Here is a 15,881-nt window from a genome sequence, read left to right as displayed (position 1 = left end):
CCTAGGGCCCGACGCTATTGAACACAGGCTTGCGATGCGCCACGGTCTTGACCTTTGGCAGACGCGCCGGAAACAGCCGCCGCGCCTCCAGCACGTTGATCCCCACCATCAGCCAGAACAGCGCAATCATCACCAGGGCGAAGCTGAAGTAGTGGTCGAAAAAGCCGCTGACCAGCGCCGACAGAATCCCCGCCGTGCTGCCCAGCCAGATCGCATTGTCCTTGGTCAGGCGGATCGGGCCGATTTCCGGACGGGACTCGCGCCACCAGCGCCAGGTCACTGCGATAAACAGCAGCATGCTGATCACCCCGGTCTTGTAGACGAAATTCAGCCACAGGTTGGAAATCCCCAGCAGGTGCGTACCCGGCACTGGAGGGTCAACCTTGAAGCCAATGCCCAGCGGGTAACTGGCCACGGCCTGGGGGAACATGCGGTATTCGTCAAAGCGCACTTCGGTACTCGCGTTCTGCGCCGAAAAGATTGTCGCCAGACGTTCCTGCAACGGTGGGTACGACAGCACCAGCGCCACGGCCAACGCCACGCCGATCATCAGCAAACGCCCGGTGTACGGCACCCGGCGCGACGCCATCCAGATCAGCACCAGCGCCAGGCTGACCATCGCCCCCCGGCTGCTGGCCAACAGCAGGGCTGCCGCACCCAGGCAGGCAACGCCCAGGCCGAGACCGCGTTTCCAGCCGGTGTTGGTGATGCCGTAGCAGAACGCCAATGGCAGCAGCAGCGCCATGATCCCGCCGGTGGCATTCGGGTGCATCCATGGCGAACCCATCCGCGAGGCCATGGCACCCAGGCCCAGGGACAGGGTGTCGAGGCTGCCGTAGTTCATCAGGGTCAGGATCGGCAACATGCCCGAGGCCGAGCGCGAGCGGATAAATACACCGATGGACATCACCAGCATCGCCAGTGTGCCCAGCAACAAGGCGATCACCAGGGCTTCGCGGTTCTTCTGTTCAACCAGCAGCTTGGCGGCGAGGAACAGCACCGACAGGTTCAGCAGCCAACGCAACCAGTTCGCCACGCCGCTGGCCTCGGCGGTAATGCTCACCTGGCCGACGATAAACGGCACCACTGTGAAGATCATCAGCCACATCAACATGCGGTCGGTAGGGCGCCGCGACAGCGGTGGGGCGGCCGGCAGGCGCGAGAGGAAACCGTGCCAGATCACCGCCGCCCAGGTCAGGGCGATCAGCGCCTCACTGACCGTACTGCGAATCCCCAGGTTGAGGGTGGAGTAGGGCATGAACGTCGCCACCAGGGCGAACAGCAGCAGTCCCCAGAACGGGAACCGCAGAATCGTCACGGCAGCGGCCAGGCCGATCACTGCCAGCACGGCCTTGACCGGGGAAAGAAACAGGATCAACCCACCAAACAGCAGGCCGAAGACGATGGCGACGAGGCTACCCAGTGAGATTCTCAATTCAATTCCTCGATCAGTTCGGCCAGGCGCCGACGGTAGGCCTGGTGGTTGAAGCGTTCGGCCCAGCTGCGTAACTGTTCAGGTGGTTGTTCGACGGGTTGGTCGGCCAGGTGCAGCATCAATTGCACCAGCGCCGCGCCGTCCGTGGGTGAAAACCGCGGTGCCAGCGGCGGGGTGATTTCGTCCAGCGAGGTACCGCTGGCCACCGCCACCGGAGTGCCGACGCTCAGGGCTTCGATTACCGGCAAGCCAAAGCCTTCCGCGTAGGAAGGCTGCCACAGGCGCAAGGCCTTGCGGTAGAGCCCGTGCAATTCAGCGTCGGATACGCCGCTCAAGGCGCGTATCCCCGGGTAGTTGCGTTGTGCTTCGGGCAAATGCTCCAGGCTGCCCACCAGCACCAGTTCCGGCACGCTCGGCGACTGGCTGCGCGCTTGCTGCCAGGCGTCCACCAGGAACGGCACGTTCTTGCGCAATTCCCGGGTACCCACCAGCAGCCAGTAGCGCTCGGGCAGTTGCCGGGCCGAGAGGTCCGCCGGCAGTCCGACAAAACCGACCACCTGGTTGGGCAACACGCGAATCTTGCCTGCCGCCTTGGGAAACAGCCGCGCGGTTTCGTCGGCACTGTACTGCGAAGGCGTCCACACCCGGTCTGCCGTGTGCACCGCATAGGTGATCGACAGCCGATCACTGGCCTTGTAGATCAGCGCCTTCAGGCGGTTGGCGTGATAGTTGTCCAGGGTGATCTGAAACAGGTCATGCAGCAGCACCACGGTGCGCAGGCCCTGGGGTTTGGGCGGCAGCGGCAGGCCCATATTGAAGGTGCTGATGTACACATCGATGTGCTCATTGCGCAGCGCCTTGGGCAGGTAGCCCGCCTCGAAACGCAGGCGCTGGTGCGGCTGGTGCATGGCGGTCTTGGCGCAGCCCCAGTCCGGGCAATGCACGTTCAGGCGCAGCTCATCCCCCAGCGGCGCGACGCTGAAGCGTTCGAGCTCGATGCCGGGCAGGGTGCGCAGGGCATCTTCCAGGGCGTACACCTGGCGACTGATGCCTGATTGCGGCGAGGTGCCGACGGTGCGGTAATCGAGGCCTATGCGCATGCCGGCTCCTTTTGGCTCTGGGGCGACAGTTGCGCGTACACCTGCTCCAGCTGGCTGGCGGCGACGCTCCAGTCATGGGCACGGCGCACATAAGCGCGACCGGCTTCGCCCATGGGAGCAGCGACTTCAGGCTGTTGCAGCAGGCGCACCACGGCGTCGGCCAGGCTTTCAGCGGTCTGGCCGCCGAGGTAATCCAGGCCTTCCACCAGGTCCAGGCCGGACACGCCCTGGTCGGTACTCGCCAGCGGCAGGCCGGCGGCCAGGGCTTCAAGCACCTTGAGCTTGGAGCCGCCGCCATGGCGCAACGGCGCCAGAAACACCGAGCAACTCGATTGCAGGGCCAGCAGGTTGGGGACAAAACCCTGCCATTCGATGCGTCCGTCCTTCCAGCGTTCGCGCCAGCTTTCCGGCATGCCGAAACCGCAGACGCTCATGCGTGCGTCGGGGCAGCGGGCCCACACTTTCGGCAGGATCTCATCCAGTGCCCACTCGATGGCATCGACGTTGGGCGCGTATTCGTAGTTGCCCAGAAACAGCACGCGGCGGGTCGTCGGGTCGGGTCGGGCAGCAGCGAAGTGCGCGCAATCCACCCCGTTGACCACCACCGGTACCGGCTTGCCGGCAATCTGCGCCAGGGTCTGGGCGTCGGCGTCGGTCACGGCGACCACTTGCGCGGCCTGGCGCATCACCCGGTGTTCCCAGCGGCCGTAGCGCCATTGATCGTAGCGTATGAACGGCAACGCCCAGCCGGGCAGGCGGTCGTAAGTCGCGGCGCCGAGGGACGATTCGACATTGTGTTCGGTCAGCACAAACGGCTGGGAGCGACGGGCCAATGCATCTTCGTAAGGCTGGAAGGTGTAGGTATGTTCGATCTGCACCACGTCCCAATGCTCGGTCAGCAAGCGCTCGAAGGTGTCCTGCAGTTCACCCGACAGGCCATTCACACTGGCCAGCAACGGGTACGGCGCAAACAGCCCGGCCAGCAGGGTCTTCAGGCTGCGCAGCGGGCGGCGGGGGAGGATGATCACCTGTTCCAGAAAGGCTTCCAGCACCTGGCGATCCGTCAGCGATACCGCATGTTTGTCATGCAGCAGCAAGGTGATCCGGTGCCCGCGCGCAGCCAGGCTGCGCAGCAAATGAAACTGGCGCGTCTTGCCGCCGCTGGTAGCGGGCCAAGGCGAGTAGGGCAGGATCCAGAGGATGCGCATGGGTGGCTTCAATCCCATAACAGAATTTGCAGGTTCGGCTTGACCGGTACGTCCAGTCCATTGGTGCCACTCAACGGTGTTTCGGTGCCGCGCAACGGGTCATACAAGGTGGCGGTGGTCATGCCCGGCAAGTGCGCGCTGCCGCCACGGGCCGACCAGAAAAACCACACCTTGCGCCCGTCGGCACGGGACCAGCCGATGCTGAACAGGCCATCGGGCAACTGATCGGCGGTGGGTGGGTCGCCGGGGGTCAATTTGGGCCCGCTCACCTGCAGGAAATTCTGCAGCGCGGTGTACGACGGCTTGGGGTTGGCGTCGATGTCGAGCAAGCCATAACTCTGGTCGCGCACGCTGGCGCGCTGGTCCAGGTCGCTCAGGGTGAACAGGAAGATCTTGTCGAAATCCAGCGCGCTCATCAGCGCGACGCGGCGCACGATGTAGTCGGCCTGGCCCTGGGTGGTGATGAAGTCCTGCACCTCTTTCGGGCCTTTGTAGGTCGACCAGCCCCACTCGGTGCTCCACAGGGTATTCACCCCGGCCGCCCGCAGTTTCTGGTTGAGGGCGCTGGTTTTTTCGACAAAGTCGAGGTTCGACGGCGTGTTGCCTTCGGGCAATTGGGTGTAGGGGTGATAGGACATGACGGTATTCAGGCTCGGCACGCCCAGTTGCAGCAGCCCGTCGAGCATGTTCTGGCCGTTGGGCATTTCGCTGAAGAATGCCATGCCGGCGGCCACCACCGGTTTGTTCGGGTTCACCACCCGCAACGCGGCGGCGGTGACTTGCAACAGGTTCGCATAGCCGGCCGGGTCGGCGGCGGGGCGCCAGAACCCCAGCAGGTTCGGTTCGTTCCACACCTGCCACGCATCTACGCTGGGGTAACGCTGTTCCAGCAATGCCATGCGGTTGGCGAAGATATTCGGGTCCTTGGGCGGGAACTGGTCCTGGTACGGCGAGGAGGCGGGCGCGGTGGTGGCGAACTTCGCCGAGCCCACCAGGTAGAACACCGACTTGATCTGGTTCTGCTGCAGCTTGTTCACCAGTTCGTCGAGGGTCGCGACGTTGTACTGGTTCTCGGCGGTTTCCAGCTGGTCCCAGTGCAGGTCCAGGCGCACCCACTCCAGGCCCAGGGCCTTGAGGCGGTCGATCTGCTTCTGATAACGCTCGGGGCTGAACCACAGGAACTGCGCGTTCACCCCCAGGAAGTCCTTCCACACCACCTCTTTGCTGCCCTTGAGCACATGGCTCTCGGCATCGGCCGGGCGGCCCCAGAGAAAGGCGGTCAAACCCAGCGCAGCGACGACTGCGAGGGTAGCGAGGTAAGTCCGTTTACGCGCCATGGTTGCCTCCTGCAACGGTTTGCTCAAACAGGCTCGCGAACTTCTGCGCGGTCACTGGCCACAACCGTTCGCGGCCTATGGCGGCGGCGCGTGCGGCCCAGTCCGTGGCCATGTGCGGGTTGCGTGCGAGCCGCAGCAGTTGTTCGCTCAAGGCGGCTACATCGCCTTGTGGATAGATGGCGCCATTGCCGCTGGCGACTTCCTCGGCAAACGCCCTGGCATCGGAGGTGATCGCGCCGCGCCCGCAGGCGGCAGCCCAGGACAATGCGCCGCTGGTGCCGCGCTGGCGGCCCAGCAGGCCGAGCTTTTTCGATTCGCGATACGGCAGCACCATCACATGGTGCGCCTGGATCGTCTGCGGGATCTCGCTGGCCGGCAAATTCAGCCGCCAGTCGATGGAGCCTGCCAGGCCGAGTTCGGCAATCTGGCTGTTCAACTGCTCCAGGTAATTGCCGCCTGTGCCAAACGCCATTTCGGCGGCAGTGCCACCGGCCAGGGTCAGGCGCACACGGTCACGCAATTCGGGGGCTTTTTCGAAGGCGGCGGCCAGGGCCTGCAACAGGTCTTCGATGCCTTTGCCACGGTAGATAAAACCGAAATACAACAGGTGCAGCGTGTCCAGCGGCGGCAAGGCCACCGGCGGGATATCCAGGTTGGCGTGGTTGATCACCGCCACCTTGCCGGCGGGCAATTGCATGCGCGCCGTCAGGCAGTCGGCGCCCAGGCGGGTGAGGGTCACCAGCCGGGTCAGGCCCTGGGCGACGTGACGTTCTTCGCGCAGGGTCAAGGGATCGGCCAGCACCACTGCCGCCTGGGGCAATGGGCTGGGCAAGGATTCCAGCAGGTTCAGCGGAAAGGGCAATTGCTCGCGCCGCCAGACCATGCGTTCCGGGTCATGCACCGTGGCGGTCAACGGCAGGGCGGGGTAGGCCTTGCGCAATTCGCGCAGGGCCAGGAACTCCCCCAGCCGCCCACCGCCCAGCTCGGCGTGGACCAGGTCAACACCCTGCCAGTCGAAACCGGCAATGGCTTGCTTGATCGCCGCCGTGCTGCCGACCACGCCCGTCAAGGGCGTAGCCACCTCGACGCCCAGTTGCTCCAGTGCCGTCTTGAAGTGGTTCGCGTAGTCGGCGATCCCGTTCTTTTCCGGCGGCAGGGGAGCGAGCAGGGCGATGCGCATCAGAACGAACCCCGGTATTTGGCGATGGTTTTCAGCACCTTGACCGGTACCTCGAACTTGCGGCGGTTGATGATAATGCCATCGACCTTGCCGAACGCCGTGGTGAGGATCGACAGTGCGTGTTCCACCACCGGTACCGTGCTTTTTTGCGCTTCCACTACCAGCGCAATCAGGTCGGCACGGCGCAGGTTGATGAACGCATCACGATTGTCCAGCAGCGCCGAAGCATCCAGCAGTACCACCTGGCCCGGAATCGCCGGCTCAACCCCGCCGATCCGCACCCGCACGCCGTTCTCTTCCAGCAACTGGCGCAACTGCTCGACGATAAAGCTCACGCCTTCACCGTGCCGTGCCGAGGTCAGCCCCAGGGTCAGGCCCTGTTCGGCAATACGCTCCAGCGGCAGCAACCCATACAGGCGATAGATGCTCGCGTTGAAGGCGTTGGTGCTTTGCGCGGTGCTGGTGTCCAACTCCGGCAGCGTGGTCCACAGCGGCAGGCCGAATTTGCCTTCCACCAGGCCGCCGTCGTGGATCCGTTGATCCAGCAGGTAGCACAGGTAGATCACCAGCAAGCCGACCACGATGGAGAACGGGATCGCCAGCAACAGCATCAGCAGGGTTTTCGGGAAGACGCGCCCAGGGTTCAGGGTAGCTTCTTCGATCACCGCGATGTTACTGATCTGGCTCTTGTCCAGTTCACGGTCGATCCGCGATTTTTCCAGGCTGTCGACATACAGCGCGTAGTTTTTCTCGGTGCCGTTCAACTCACGGGCCAGGCGCGCCAGTTCCGGCTCGATGGCCAGGGCGTCCTTGCGCTGGGCTTCCAGTTCAGTCAGTTGCTTCTGCTGTTGCACCAACTGTGTACGCAGCGACTGGTTGCGGCTGGTCTCATCCAGCAGTACCCGTTGCAGGTGGATTTCCAGGGTGTTCGGCGCGCGGTTCTCGGAGCTTTGCACCGTGTCGCTTTCACCGGCGACCTGGGCCTGCATGGCACGGATCGAAGCGTCCAGGGCTTTGACCGGCGGCGCGTTATCCGTATAGGTACGCATCATGTCGGCTTTTTCCAGGAGCTTCTGGTTCAGCAGGCGACGCAAGTCTTGTTGCTGCGGGTTCAACGCGATCTGGCGAACCGTGGTCACCTCTTTGGGCTGGCCCTTGAGTTGGTCACGGGTGCTCTGCAACGCCACGTCGGAGGAAGCGATCAGCCGAGTGGAGTTGAACACCTCGCCACGCAGCACGTTGATCCGCTCGGACAAGTCTTCCAGGCGATCGGTGATGCTCGAGGCGCCGATGTCGTTCAAGTGCGCGAGGATCTGCTCCTTGTAGCTCTTGATCTGCGCAGCGCTGGAAGACACCTGGCCTTCATAGAACGCATACAGGCTCTTGCGGCCCAACGCCTGGGTGCGCTCGTCGATGTAGGTCTCGACCCAATCCTTGACCACCGCCTGGGCGATTTGCGGGTCATCCCAGCGGAAGCTGATGTCCATCACCGTAGAGCCGATGGCGTGGGTCACTTCGAAGTTTTTCTCCAGGCTTTTCGCCAGGCGTTCCACCGGGGTGGTTTCTTCGACGATGCCAACGGTTTCCAGCACCACTCGCACACCGTCAAACACGGCACTGATGCCTTTCTTGACGTACCACTTGGTGCGCTTCCACACGCCTTCCGGCGGCTGCATCTTGTCCATCACGTCGAGGTAATGCTCGGCCACTGCACGCACGATAGGGCGGCCGGTCAGCAGGCGCTCTTCGTCGACAATCGGGTCGCGCTGGGTGCTCGGCATGACGATTGGCTGACGGTTGTCGACCTCGATCGGCATCGTCGAGTCACGCCCTGGTTTTACCAGCAATCGCGCGGTGGATTCATACTTGGCCGGCAGCAGGAACGCCCCCAGCAAAATGATCACCAGCGCGGCAATCGCCGCCAGTTTGAACTCGTGCTTGAAGATGAAGAACAGACGCAGAAGATCACGAAAAGAACGGATCTCGATCATGGGATGTCGCTCCTTTAGTGGTTCGTGGTGTAGCTGTAGCCCACACCAATGGATTTGGTGAAGGGAATCAGCTGGTTCAGGTAAGTGTCCACGCCTTGGATCCGTTCGCCGACGTTGGACTTGGGTACAAACACCACGTCACCGCGTTGCAGCGCCACGGGCTTGCGGCCCAGTGCGCCGTTCTTCAGGTACTGGCTGAAATCGAGGAAGTAGGCGTGGTAGACGCCTTGGCCATCTTCACGCAGCAGGGCGACCATGCTCGCGTTGCCCACCGAGCTCACGCCGCCGGCACCGAGAATCGCCTGCTCCATGGTCGGGGCCGTGGCGATGGAGACAGCCGACGGGTTTAATACCGCGCCGCCGACGATCACCGTGTTGCCCGGCGCCTGGTTGATGTTCACCGTCACCCGAGGCTCGCGATACACCGGTGCGAGTTTCTGGCTCAGCTCGGCGGCGACTTCCGCCGGCGTGCGCCGCGCCACCTGGATCGGCCCCAGGAAGGGATAGTTGATCTTGCCGTCGTTCTGCACGGTGTACAGCGTCAGCTCGTAAATCGTGCTGACGTTGAACGCCGACAGGGTTGGCATTTCCCCGGCATCGCGGACAATCCGCAACTGGTCGCCGATGCGGATCCGCTCCACCGCCGGTGGCAGTTGGGCCATGCGATCGAGGGCCTGCTTGCCCTCGTCCACCGTCTTGCCATCGGGCGCGACGATCCGCGCGGGCGTATTGCAGGCGGCCAATGCCATCATGGCCAGGACGAGCAAGGTTCGTTTCATCAAAGGGGTCTTCCTGTAGGTCATGATGCTCACCTCCAATAACCGGGGAACATGCTGATGCGCCGCTTGAGGGCGAGGGGGAGCTGGCGCTCCAGATGGCCCAGCCGGTAGCCGAGCAATTTGAACGCGCTGCGCACCAGTACTTCGGGTACGCGGTGCAATGCACCGGCTTCGCGTAACGCTCGAAGCTCGGCCAGTACATAGCGTTTACCTTCACCGCCGGCATCGCCAAAAGCCTGGCGGATCCACGGCTCGCGGCCGTAGAAAACGCCAATGTCGAAGTAGCGGTGAAACTCATCCATGAGACGGTAATCGTGGGAGTGATAGACCAGGGCGGTGGCGGCGTAGCGCACCTTGTAGCCTTCCAGCAGCATGCGGGCGGCGACATAGGCGTCCTCGCTGCCGATCACATCCGCGGGGAAGCCACCGACGGCTTGCAGGGCGCTGCGCCGGTACACCGAAAACGAATCCGAGCTGAAGCAGGTCTTGATCCCCAGCTCCGGCGCATCAGCCAGGCTTTTGCTGCGGCTTTGCGGCGGGTAATTGAAGTGGCGTGACTGGGCGCCCAGCACGCCGGCATCCGGGTGCGGCAACTGGCGGCCGTAAGCGACGCCGTTGAGCGGGTCCAGTTCCAGTTCGCCCACCAGGTTGGCGAACGTCTCGGGTTCGGCGGGGATCGCGTCCTGGGTCATGACGATCAGCGCGTCGCCGTCGACTTGCTCGCTGGCCCAGCGGCGGGTGCCGCCATGGTTGAAGTCCTTGGCATCGATCACTTCGACCCGTACGCCGAACTCGCGAAAACGCGCCACGGTGTCATCGCTGGAAGCGCTGTCGACCACCAGGGTTTCGTCCGGTTGCAGGGTTTGCATGCGCAGCGCCGGCAGCAGCCGGTCGAGGTGGCTGGAAGCGTTGCGGGTCGGGATGATCAGGGCGGTACGCATCACTTCTTCACTTCGGCCGGAGCCCGGCCGTAGATGTCGTCAAAACGCACAATGTCGTCTTCGCCCAGGTACTCGCCGCTCTGCACCTCGATCATCACCAGGTCGATGATGCCGGGGTTGGTCAGGCGGTGCTTGTGCCCGGCCGGAATGTAGGTGGACTCGTTGGCGTTGATCAGGAATTCACGGTCGCCGTTGGTAATCATCGCCGCGCCGCTGACCACCACCCAGTGCTCGCTGCGGTGATGGTGCATTTGCAGGGACAAGGAGGCCTGGGGCTTGACCACGATGCGCTTGATCTTGAAGCGGCTGCTTTCTTCCAGCACGGTGTAGGTGCCCCACGGCCGGGTGACAGTGCGGTGCAGGCTGAATGCCGGATGGTCCTGGCGCTTGAGCTCGGCGACGATGTAGCGCACGTCCTGGCTGCGCTTGGCGTCGGCAATCAGGATCGCATCCGGGGTGTCGACGACGATCAGGTCGCGCACGCCCACTGCGCCCAGCACGCGCTTGGGCGAGTCGATGTAGCAGTTGTGCACGTCATGCAGGATCGCCTGGCCATTGACCTGGTTGCCGTTGGCGTCGCTGGGGGTGAGTTGGCGCACCGCGTCCCAGGAACCGATATCACTCCAGCCGATGTCGCAGGGCACCACCGCCACTTGCGCGGATTTTTCCATGAGCGCCACGTCGATCGAGATGTCGGGCGCCGCGCCGAAACCTTCAGCGTTCAGCTCGCGCTGACGGCAACTGTTGTTGTTCAGGCTGTGGCCGTGCTCGAGGGCGGCCTTGGCGGCGTCCAGCACGGCGGGGGCGTGCAGCGCCAGTTCCTCCAGCAATGTACCGGCCTTGAAGCAGAACATCCCGGCATTCCACAGGTGCTTGCCGCCGTCCAGATAGCCCTGGGCGGTGGCCAGGTCGGGCTTCTCGACGAAGCGCTTGACCCGGAACCCCTGGCCCAGCGCCTCGCCTTGTTCGATATAGCCGAAGCCGGTTTCCGGGTGGTCGGGCTGGATGCCGAACGTCACCAGGTAGCCGGCCTCCGCCAGTTCGCGGGCCTGGGTGACGGCATCGGCGAAGGCGCTTTCATCAAGAATCAGATGGTCGGCGGGCAGGATCAGCAACTGCGCCTCGCTGCCGAAGTTTTCCTGTACATGCAGGGCGGCCACGGCGATGGCGGCGGCGGTGTTGCGCCCGAACGGCTCCAGCAACAGGTCAAGGGCCAGATGGGCCTTGTTGACCACGCGGTAGTCATCGAGGGTGCGAAACAGCAGGTCGCGGTTGGTCACCGTCAGCACGCTTTCCACACCCGGCAGGTGACTGGCCCGCAGGAACGTCTTCTGCAGCAGGCTCTGGTCATCACGCATGCGCATGAAAGGCTTGGGCATGTTTTGCCGCGACACCGGCCACAGCCGGGTGCCCGAACCACCGGAAATGATGCAGGGAATCAAGCCGTTGAGGGTGTTCATCAATAGACTTCCTTGGTCGAAAGGACGGCCGGGACCGTCATGAAAACGATGTACAAGTCGAACCACACCGACCACTTCGAGATGTACTCCAGGTCGTACTCAACGCGTTTCTGGATCTTGAACAGGGTGTCGGTTTCACCACGATAGCCGTTGATTTGCGCCCAGCCAGTGATGCCCGGTTTTACCCGGTGGCGCGAGCTGTACTCGCTCACGGCAACTTCGTAGGGCACGCCGGCGGCCTTGGTCGCGGTGGCATGGGGCCGCGGGCCGACCATCGACATGTTGCCCAGCAGCACGTTGAACAGCTGCGGCAGCTCATCGATGCTGGTCTTGCGAATGATCCGGCCCACGCGGGTGATGCGCGGGTCGCCGCGGGTGGTCTGGCGGTCGGCGTTGAAGTCGCTCATCTCGGCGTACATCGAGCGGAACTTGAACACCCGGATCACGTTGTCGTTGTAGCCAAACCGGTTCTGGCGAAACAGCACCGGGCCCTTGGAGTCGAGCTTGATGGCAATCGCCGTGATCAGCATGATCGGCGACAGTGCCACCAGGCCCAAGGTTGCCAGGATCAGGTCTTCACAGCGCTTGATAAACGGCGACCAGCCCCGCAGCGGCACATGGGAGGTGTTGAACATCAGGATGCCGCCCACATCGGTGATGCGGCTGTGGCCATAACGCAGGGCGGCCATGTCAGGCACCAGCATGACGTTGACCGACATCTGCCGCAGGCGCTTCACCAGCCCGTTGATCCGCTGTTCGGCGGCCCAGGGCAGGGTGATCATCACCTGGTTGACCTGCTCGGAGCGGATCAGCTTTTCCAGGTCGCGCGTGTTGCCCAGCAGCGGCAGGTTGCTCAGTTCCTTGGGGATGCGCTCGGTGCGGTCGTCGATAAAACCGATCAGTCCGGAACGGATATCGCCGTTGCGTTGCAGGTGGTCGGCCACGTGCACGGCGGTGTCGGTGAAGCCGAGGATCACCGTGCGTTGCAGGTATTTGCCGCTGGCCATCAGGTTGCGGAACAGGCGCAGCATCACGATCCGCTCCAGCCCGAACAACGCAAGGCTAGTGATAAACCAGAACGCCAGGTTGCGCGGGCTCAACTGCGGGAACATCAACAGAATCTGGTACATGAACAGCAGGATGCAAAAGGCCGCGGACCAGGCCACCAGCATGGTGCGAAACCGCAGGCGATTGCTGAACAGCTCCTCGGAGTAAACCCCCATGGCCTGGAACAGAATGATCGTCAGGATCGCGAAAAACAGCAGCAAGCCGAGAAAGTGCGCGCGCAGTTCGGGGGCCATCGGGTCTGGATAAAACAGCAGGATCAGTGCTGGAAAAACGGCGGTGAGGCCGTGCATCAATTTTACGAAAACAACAAAGAACTCAATGAAACCGGCCCGGGTCAAAAACAGGCTGTCGACTGACGACTTCTCGCGCATAAAAACATCCCTCATTGCACACCAGGGCTTCCTTGTTCGGCTGCTCATCCATAAAGGCAGGGCTTGCTTTATAAGTGGCGCCAGACGAACGGTTACATCGCTGGGTAATACGCAATTACCTATCTATCTGCAGGGAATTTGCGGGGTAATGGCTAAATGATGGTTCCCTTTTCGTCGCTCGTCAAGGTTTTGACTTTTTTATAAGACCTTCGGTCTAGACACGTCAGGTGCTCTTTCGCGTGACAGTTTGTTGACTGTCTTGGTCGGATTTCCGGGTTTTCCCGGAACAAAATGCTGGCGTTTTGGAGTGTAGGAATAAATTTGGGAAATTTCCTGCGGCTGAGGAAAACCTTTTTTTGACGGAGGTCGGATGCGGGGTTTTTCGGGGACAAGCGATGAGTGGTGAGGACGTGAGTCCGTCACCACATTGAGGCGGTACTAACCTTAAAAATTGCCTTTCAAACTGACAGTGAAGTTGCGCGGTTCGCCGTAGAAATTACCCCAGTCGGCCGTTCCCACCGTCTGATAGTAATTTTTGTCGAAGAGATTGTTACCGTTCAGCGCCACCGTCCATGTGTCATCAACCCGGTACGCCAACCGCGCATTCCATACCGCATAACCGGCTTGTTCCAGTTTGATGCCTTGAATTCGGTAGTTGCTGCTCTGGGCGTTGACGCCGGTGCTGACGCTCCATTTCGACAGTGTGCCGTCCAACTGATAATCGCCCCACAAGCGCAGCATGTGTCGCGGCACGTAGCTGTTTGCGACCGCGCCAATGGCGGCGCTGTTGATGTTGTTGAGATTCTTGGTCTGGGTGTAGGTGTAGCCGCCCGCCACTTGCAAGCGTTCCAGCAACTCGCCACTCAACTCGGCTTCGACACCTTGTGCGCGAACCTTGCCAGTGTCGGTGTAGCAATAGCCGTCTGCCGAGGTACCGCATTGGGTGGTGTAGTCGGTTTCGGCGGCGTTTTTCTCGATAGCGCGGAACAATGCCAGCGAGCTGTTGAGGCGCCCCTCAAACCATTCGCCCTTGATGCCCAGCTCGTAGTTTTCGCCGATTTTGGGCTTGAGGGCAGCCCCGGTCACCGTGGCGTTGGAGCTTTGTGGCTGGAAAATATCGGCGTAGCTGGCGTACACCGAAAGGTTGTCGTCGAGGTCATAGATCACCGCGGCGAACGGCGTGACTTCACCGGTTTCCTTGGTGCGTGCATCCTGCAGGGCCCATTCGCCCCAGGCGAGGTTATTCGACTGGCGGCGGTTTTCGAACCAACTGACGCGACTGCCGAGCACCACCATCAATGGCTCGGCCAGCCTCAGGCGCAAAGTGGCGTAGGTACCGTACTGGGTGGCGGTTTCCTTGACGGTGCCGCCCCGGTACATGTTGGGCCAGAAGGTATCGTTGGCGGGCTGCGGGAAGTGGTGGTTGGGCAGGAAGATACTTTGCCGGTCGGGCAGGCTGCGGATCGCGTAGACATCGTCCTGGGTGCCACGGCTGCCATTGGCGCCGATGATGAGTTCATGCTGCAAACCGAACGCTTCGAACTTACCGTCCAGGTAGGCATCCAGTCCGAAATCCCGGTGGTCGTAGTCAAACAGCGCGGCGTACATCTCGGCGGTTGGCGCCGGATCACCGTACTTCACGGTGCCTTGGCTGGCGGCGTATTTGATGTCTTGCAGGTTGCGGCTGTTCACCGCCGTGACCTTGAGTTGCCAGTCGTCGTTGAAGTGGTGGGTGAGGTCGGCAAACAGCGTAGTGCGTTGGCTCTGCCAGTCGTTCCAGGCCTGGCCCAGGCAGGTGGAACGGCTCAGGCCGATGCTCTTACCGTCGCTGTAGCGCGGCACACCGCCCCAGCAGGGCGTTGCATCGACATCTTCGTAGCTGGCACCGATGCCCAGGGTGGTGTCGGGCGAGAGGTCAACATCCAGTGCGAGGTAGACAGCTTGGTCCTGGCGCTTGGAGACGTCCATGTACGAGCCACGGTTCTGTTCGCTGACCACGGCGCGGCCGCGTACGGTGCCGCTGTCATTGAGCGGGCCGCCGGTATCGACGTCGGCGCGGTAGTTGTCCCAGGTGCCGGCAGACAGCGACAGGCTGGTGGTGGGTTTGTCTTGTGGCCGCTTGCGCACGAAGTTCACCGCACCACTGGCGGTGCCGGCGCCCTTGAGCATACCGGCCGCGCCCTTGAGCACTTCCACCCGGTCATAGATCGCCATGTTGGCGGTGAAGCTGTCGGCCTGTACGTAGTCTTTGCCGATGTCCAACGGCACACCGTCGAACTGGTATTGGCCGAGCATCTTGAAACCACGGGAATAGAAATACTTGCCACCCATAGGTGAGTCGTAGGTGGTGATACCCGGGGTGTGTTCCAGTAATTGATCGATGGTGGTGATGTTCTGGTCGTCGATCAGCTTGCGGGTCATGACGCTGACCGATTGCGGTGTTTCCCGCAGGCTGTGGGCGCCCTTGCCGATGGTCACCGCGCCAGTGGTGTAGGAACCGCTGCCGTCAGTGGTGACGCCGAGGTGTTCGCCGGTCACGGTGGTGGCACCCAGGTTCAGCGCGCCGGTGTCCGCGACTTGCGGCAACAGCAGCCAGGTGTTGTTGCTCTGGCGTTGGGCTTGCAAGCCCTGGCCCTGGATCAATTGGCTCAAGGCCTGTTGGCTGTCCAGCGCGCCGTTGAGGCCGGGGCTGGTCTTGCCGGCGACGCTGGTGGCGTCATAGGACAGGCTGATACTCGCCTGGCGCGCAAACTGGTCGAGCACCGTGGCCAATGGGCCGGGTGCGATGTTCCAGTCACGGGCCTGGGTGTCGCTGGCAGGCGTTTGCGCCATGACCGCCAGGGGCAGGGCGCTGCCGTTCAGGCAGGCACCGAGCAGGGCGGCGTGCACAGCATGCTTGAGGGGAGAACGCTTGGAGGGGAACGCTTGCATGACCGCGGAATGCTCCTGAAGGAAGTGGACAGAATCGGCCTGTTGATCGGCCTTTCCTTACAGGTCGAGCGAAGATGAGA

General features: G+C 62.5%; 11 protein-coding genes. All 11 read right to left on the bottom strand.

Annotated features, from left to right (window positions below; translation table 11 throughout):
• Position 1 precedes the first annotated feature (1 nt).
• The 11 genes from HX807_RS12585 to HX807_RS12535 all read right to left on the bottom strand — a co-directional run bounded on the left by HX807_RS12585 (position 2) and on the right by HX807_RS12535 (position 15,801).
• Positions 2-1,429 (bottom strand): O-antigen ligase, encoded by a 1,428-nt coding sequence (locus HX807_RS12585; RefSeq protein ID WP_043225192.1) that lies wholly within the window; start codon positions 1,427-1,429, stop codon positions 2-4.
• Positions 1,430-1,431: 2 nt separating this feature from the next.
• On the bottom strand, positions 1,432-2,535 hold the full coding sequence (locus HX807_RS12580) for a glycosyltransferase family 1 protein (protein WP_008434566.1): 1,104 nt from the start codon (positions 2,533-2,535) through the stop codon (positions 1,432-1,434).
• Positions 2,526-3,743, bottom strand: a complete 1,218-nt coding sequence (locus tag HX807_RS12575; RefSeq protein WP_134327042.1) for a glycosyltransferase family 4 protein — start codon at positions 3,741-3,743, stop codon at positions 2,526-2,528. Before HX807_RS12575 ends, HX807_RS12580 begins: the two co-directional genes overlap by 10 nt.
• Before the next feature lie 8 nt (positions 3,744-3,751).
• Positions 3,752-5,080, bottom strand: coding sequence for a cellulase family glycosylhydrolase (locus tag HX807_RS12570; RefSeq protein WP_003208216.1), 1,329 nt, complete (start codon positions 5,078-5,080; stop codon positions 3,752-3,754).
• Complete coding sequence (locus HX807_RS12565) at positions 5,070-6,260, bottom strand: glycosyltransferase (RefSeq protein WP_003208215.1); 1,191 nt, start codon at positions 6,258-6,260, stop codon at positions 5,070-5,072. Before HX807_RS12565 ends, HX807_RS12570 begins: the two co-directional genes overlap by 11 nt.
• Positions 6,260-8,251: an exopolysaccharide transport family protein gene (locus HX807_RS12560; protein WP_003208213.1), complete on the bottom strand. Its 1,992-nt coding sequence runs from the start codon at positions 8,249-8,251 to the stop codon at positions 6,260-6,262. Before HX807_RS12560 ends, HX807_RS12565 begins: the two co-directional genes overlap by 1 nt.
• Before the next feature lie 14 nt (positions 8,252-8,265).
• Complete coding sequence (locus HX807_RS12555) at positions 8,266-9,030, bottom strand: polysaccharide biosynthesis/export family protein (protein ID WP_008434559.1); 765 nt, start codon at positions 9,028-9,030, stop codon at positions 8,266-8,268.
• Positions 9,031-9,059: 29 nt separating this feature from the next.
• On the bottom strand, positions 9,060-9,971 hold the full coding sequence (locus HX807_RS12550; protein WP_003208209.1) for a glycosyltransferase family 2 protein: 912 nt from the start codon (positions 9,969-9,971) through the stop codon (positions 9,060-9,062).
• The gene (locus HX807_RS12545; protein WP_003208208.1) at positions 9,971-11,431 is read right to left on the bottom strand and encodes a mannose-1-phosphate guanylyltransferase/mannose-6-phosphate isomerase; all 1,461 of its coding nucleotides are present in this window, start codon (positions 11,429-11,431) and stop codon (positions 9,971-9,973) included. Before HX807_RS12545 ends, HX807_RS12550 begins: the two co-directional genes overlap by 1 nt.
• The gene (locus HX807_RS12540; protein ID WP_003208206.1) at positions 11,431-12,870 is read right to left on the bottom strand and encodes an undecaprenyl-phosphate glucose phosphotransferase; all 1,440 of its coding nucleotides are present in this window, start codon (positions 12,868-12,870) and stop codon (positions 11,431-11,433) included. Before HX807_RS12540 ends, HX807_RS12545 begins: the two co-directional genes overlap by 1 nt.
• A 444-nt stretch (positions 12,871-13,314) precedes the next feature.
• A complete protein-coding gene (locus tag HX807_RS12535; protein ID WP_177050145.1) occupies positions 13,315-15,801 on the bottom strand; it encodes a TonB-dependent receptor in 2,487 nt (828 codons plus the stop codon).
• Positions 15,802-15,881 lie beyond the last annotated feature (80 nt).

It is taken from the genome of Pseudomonas sp. D8002, assembly GCF_013385695.1.
Taxonomy (GTDB): Bacteria; Pseudomonadota; Gammaproteobacteria; order Pseudomonadales; family Pseudomonadaceae; genus Aquipseudomonas.
Note: the sequence above shows the minus strand (reverse complement) of the source record. Positions and strands in the feature narration are given on the sequence as shown.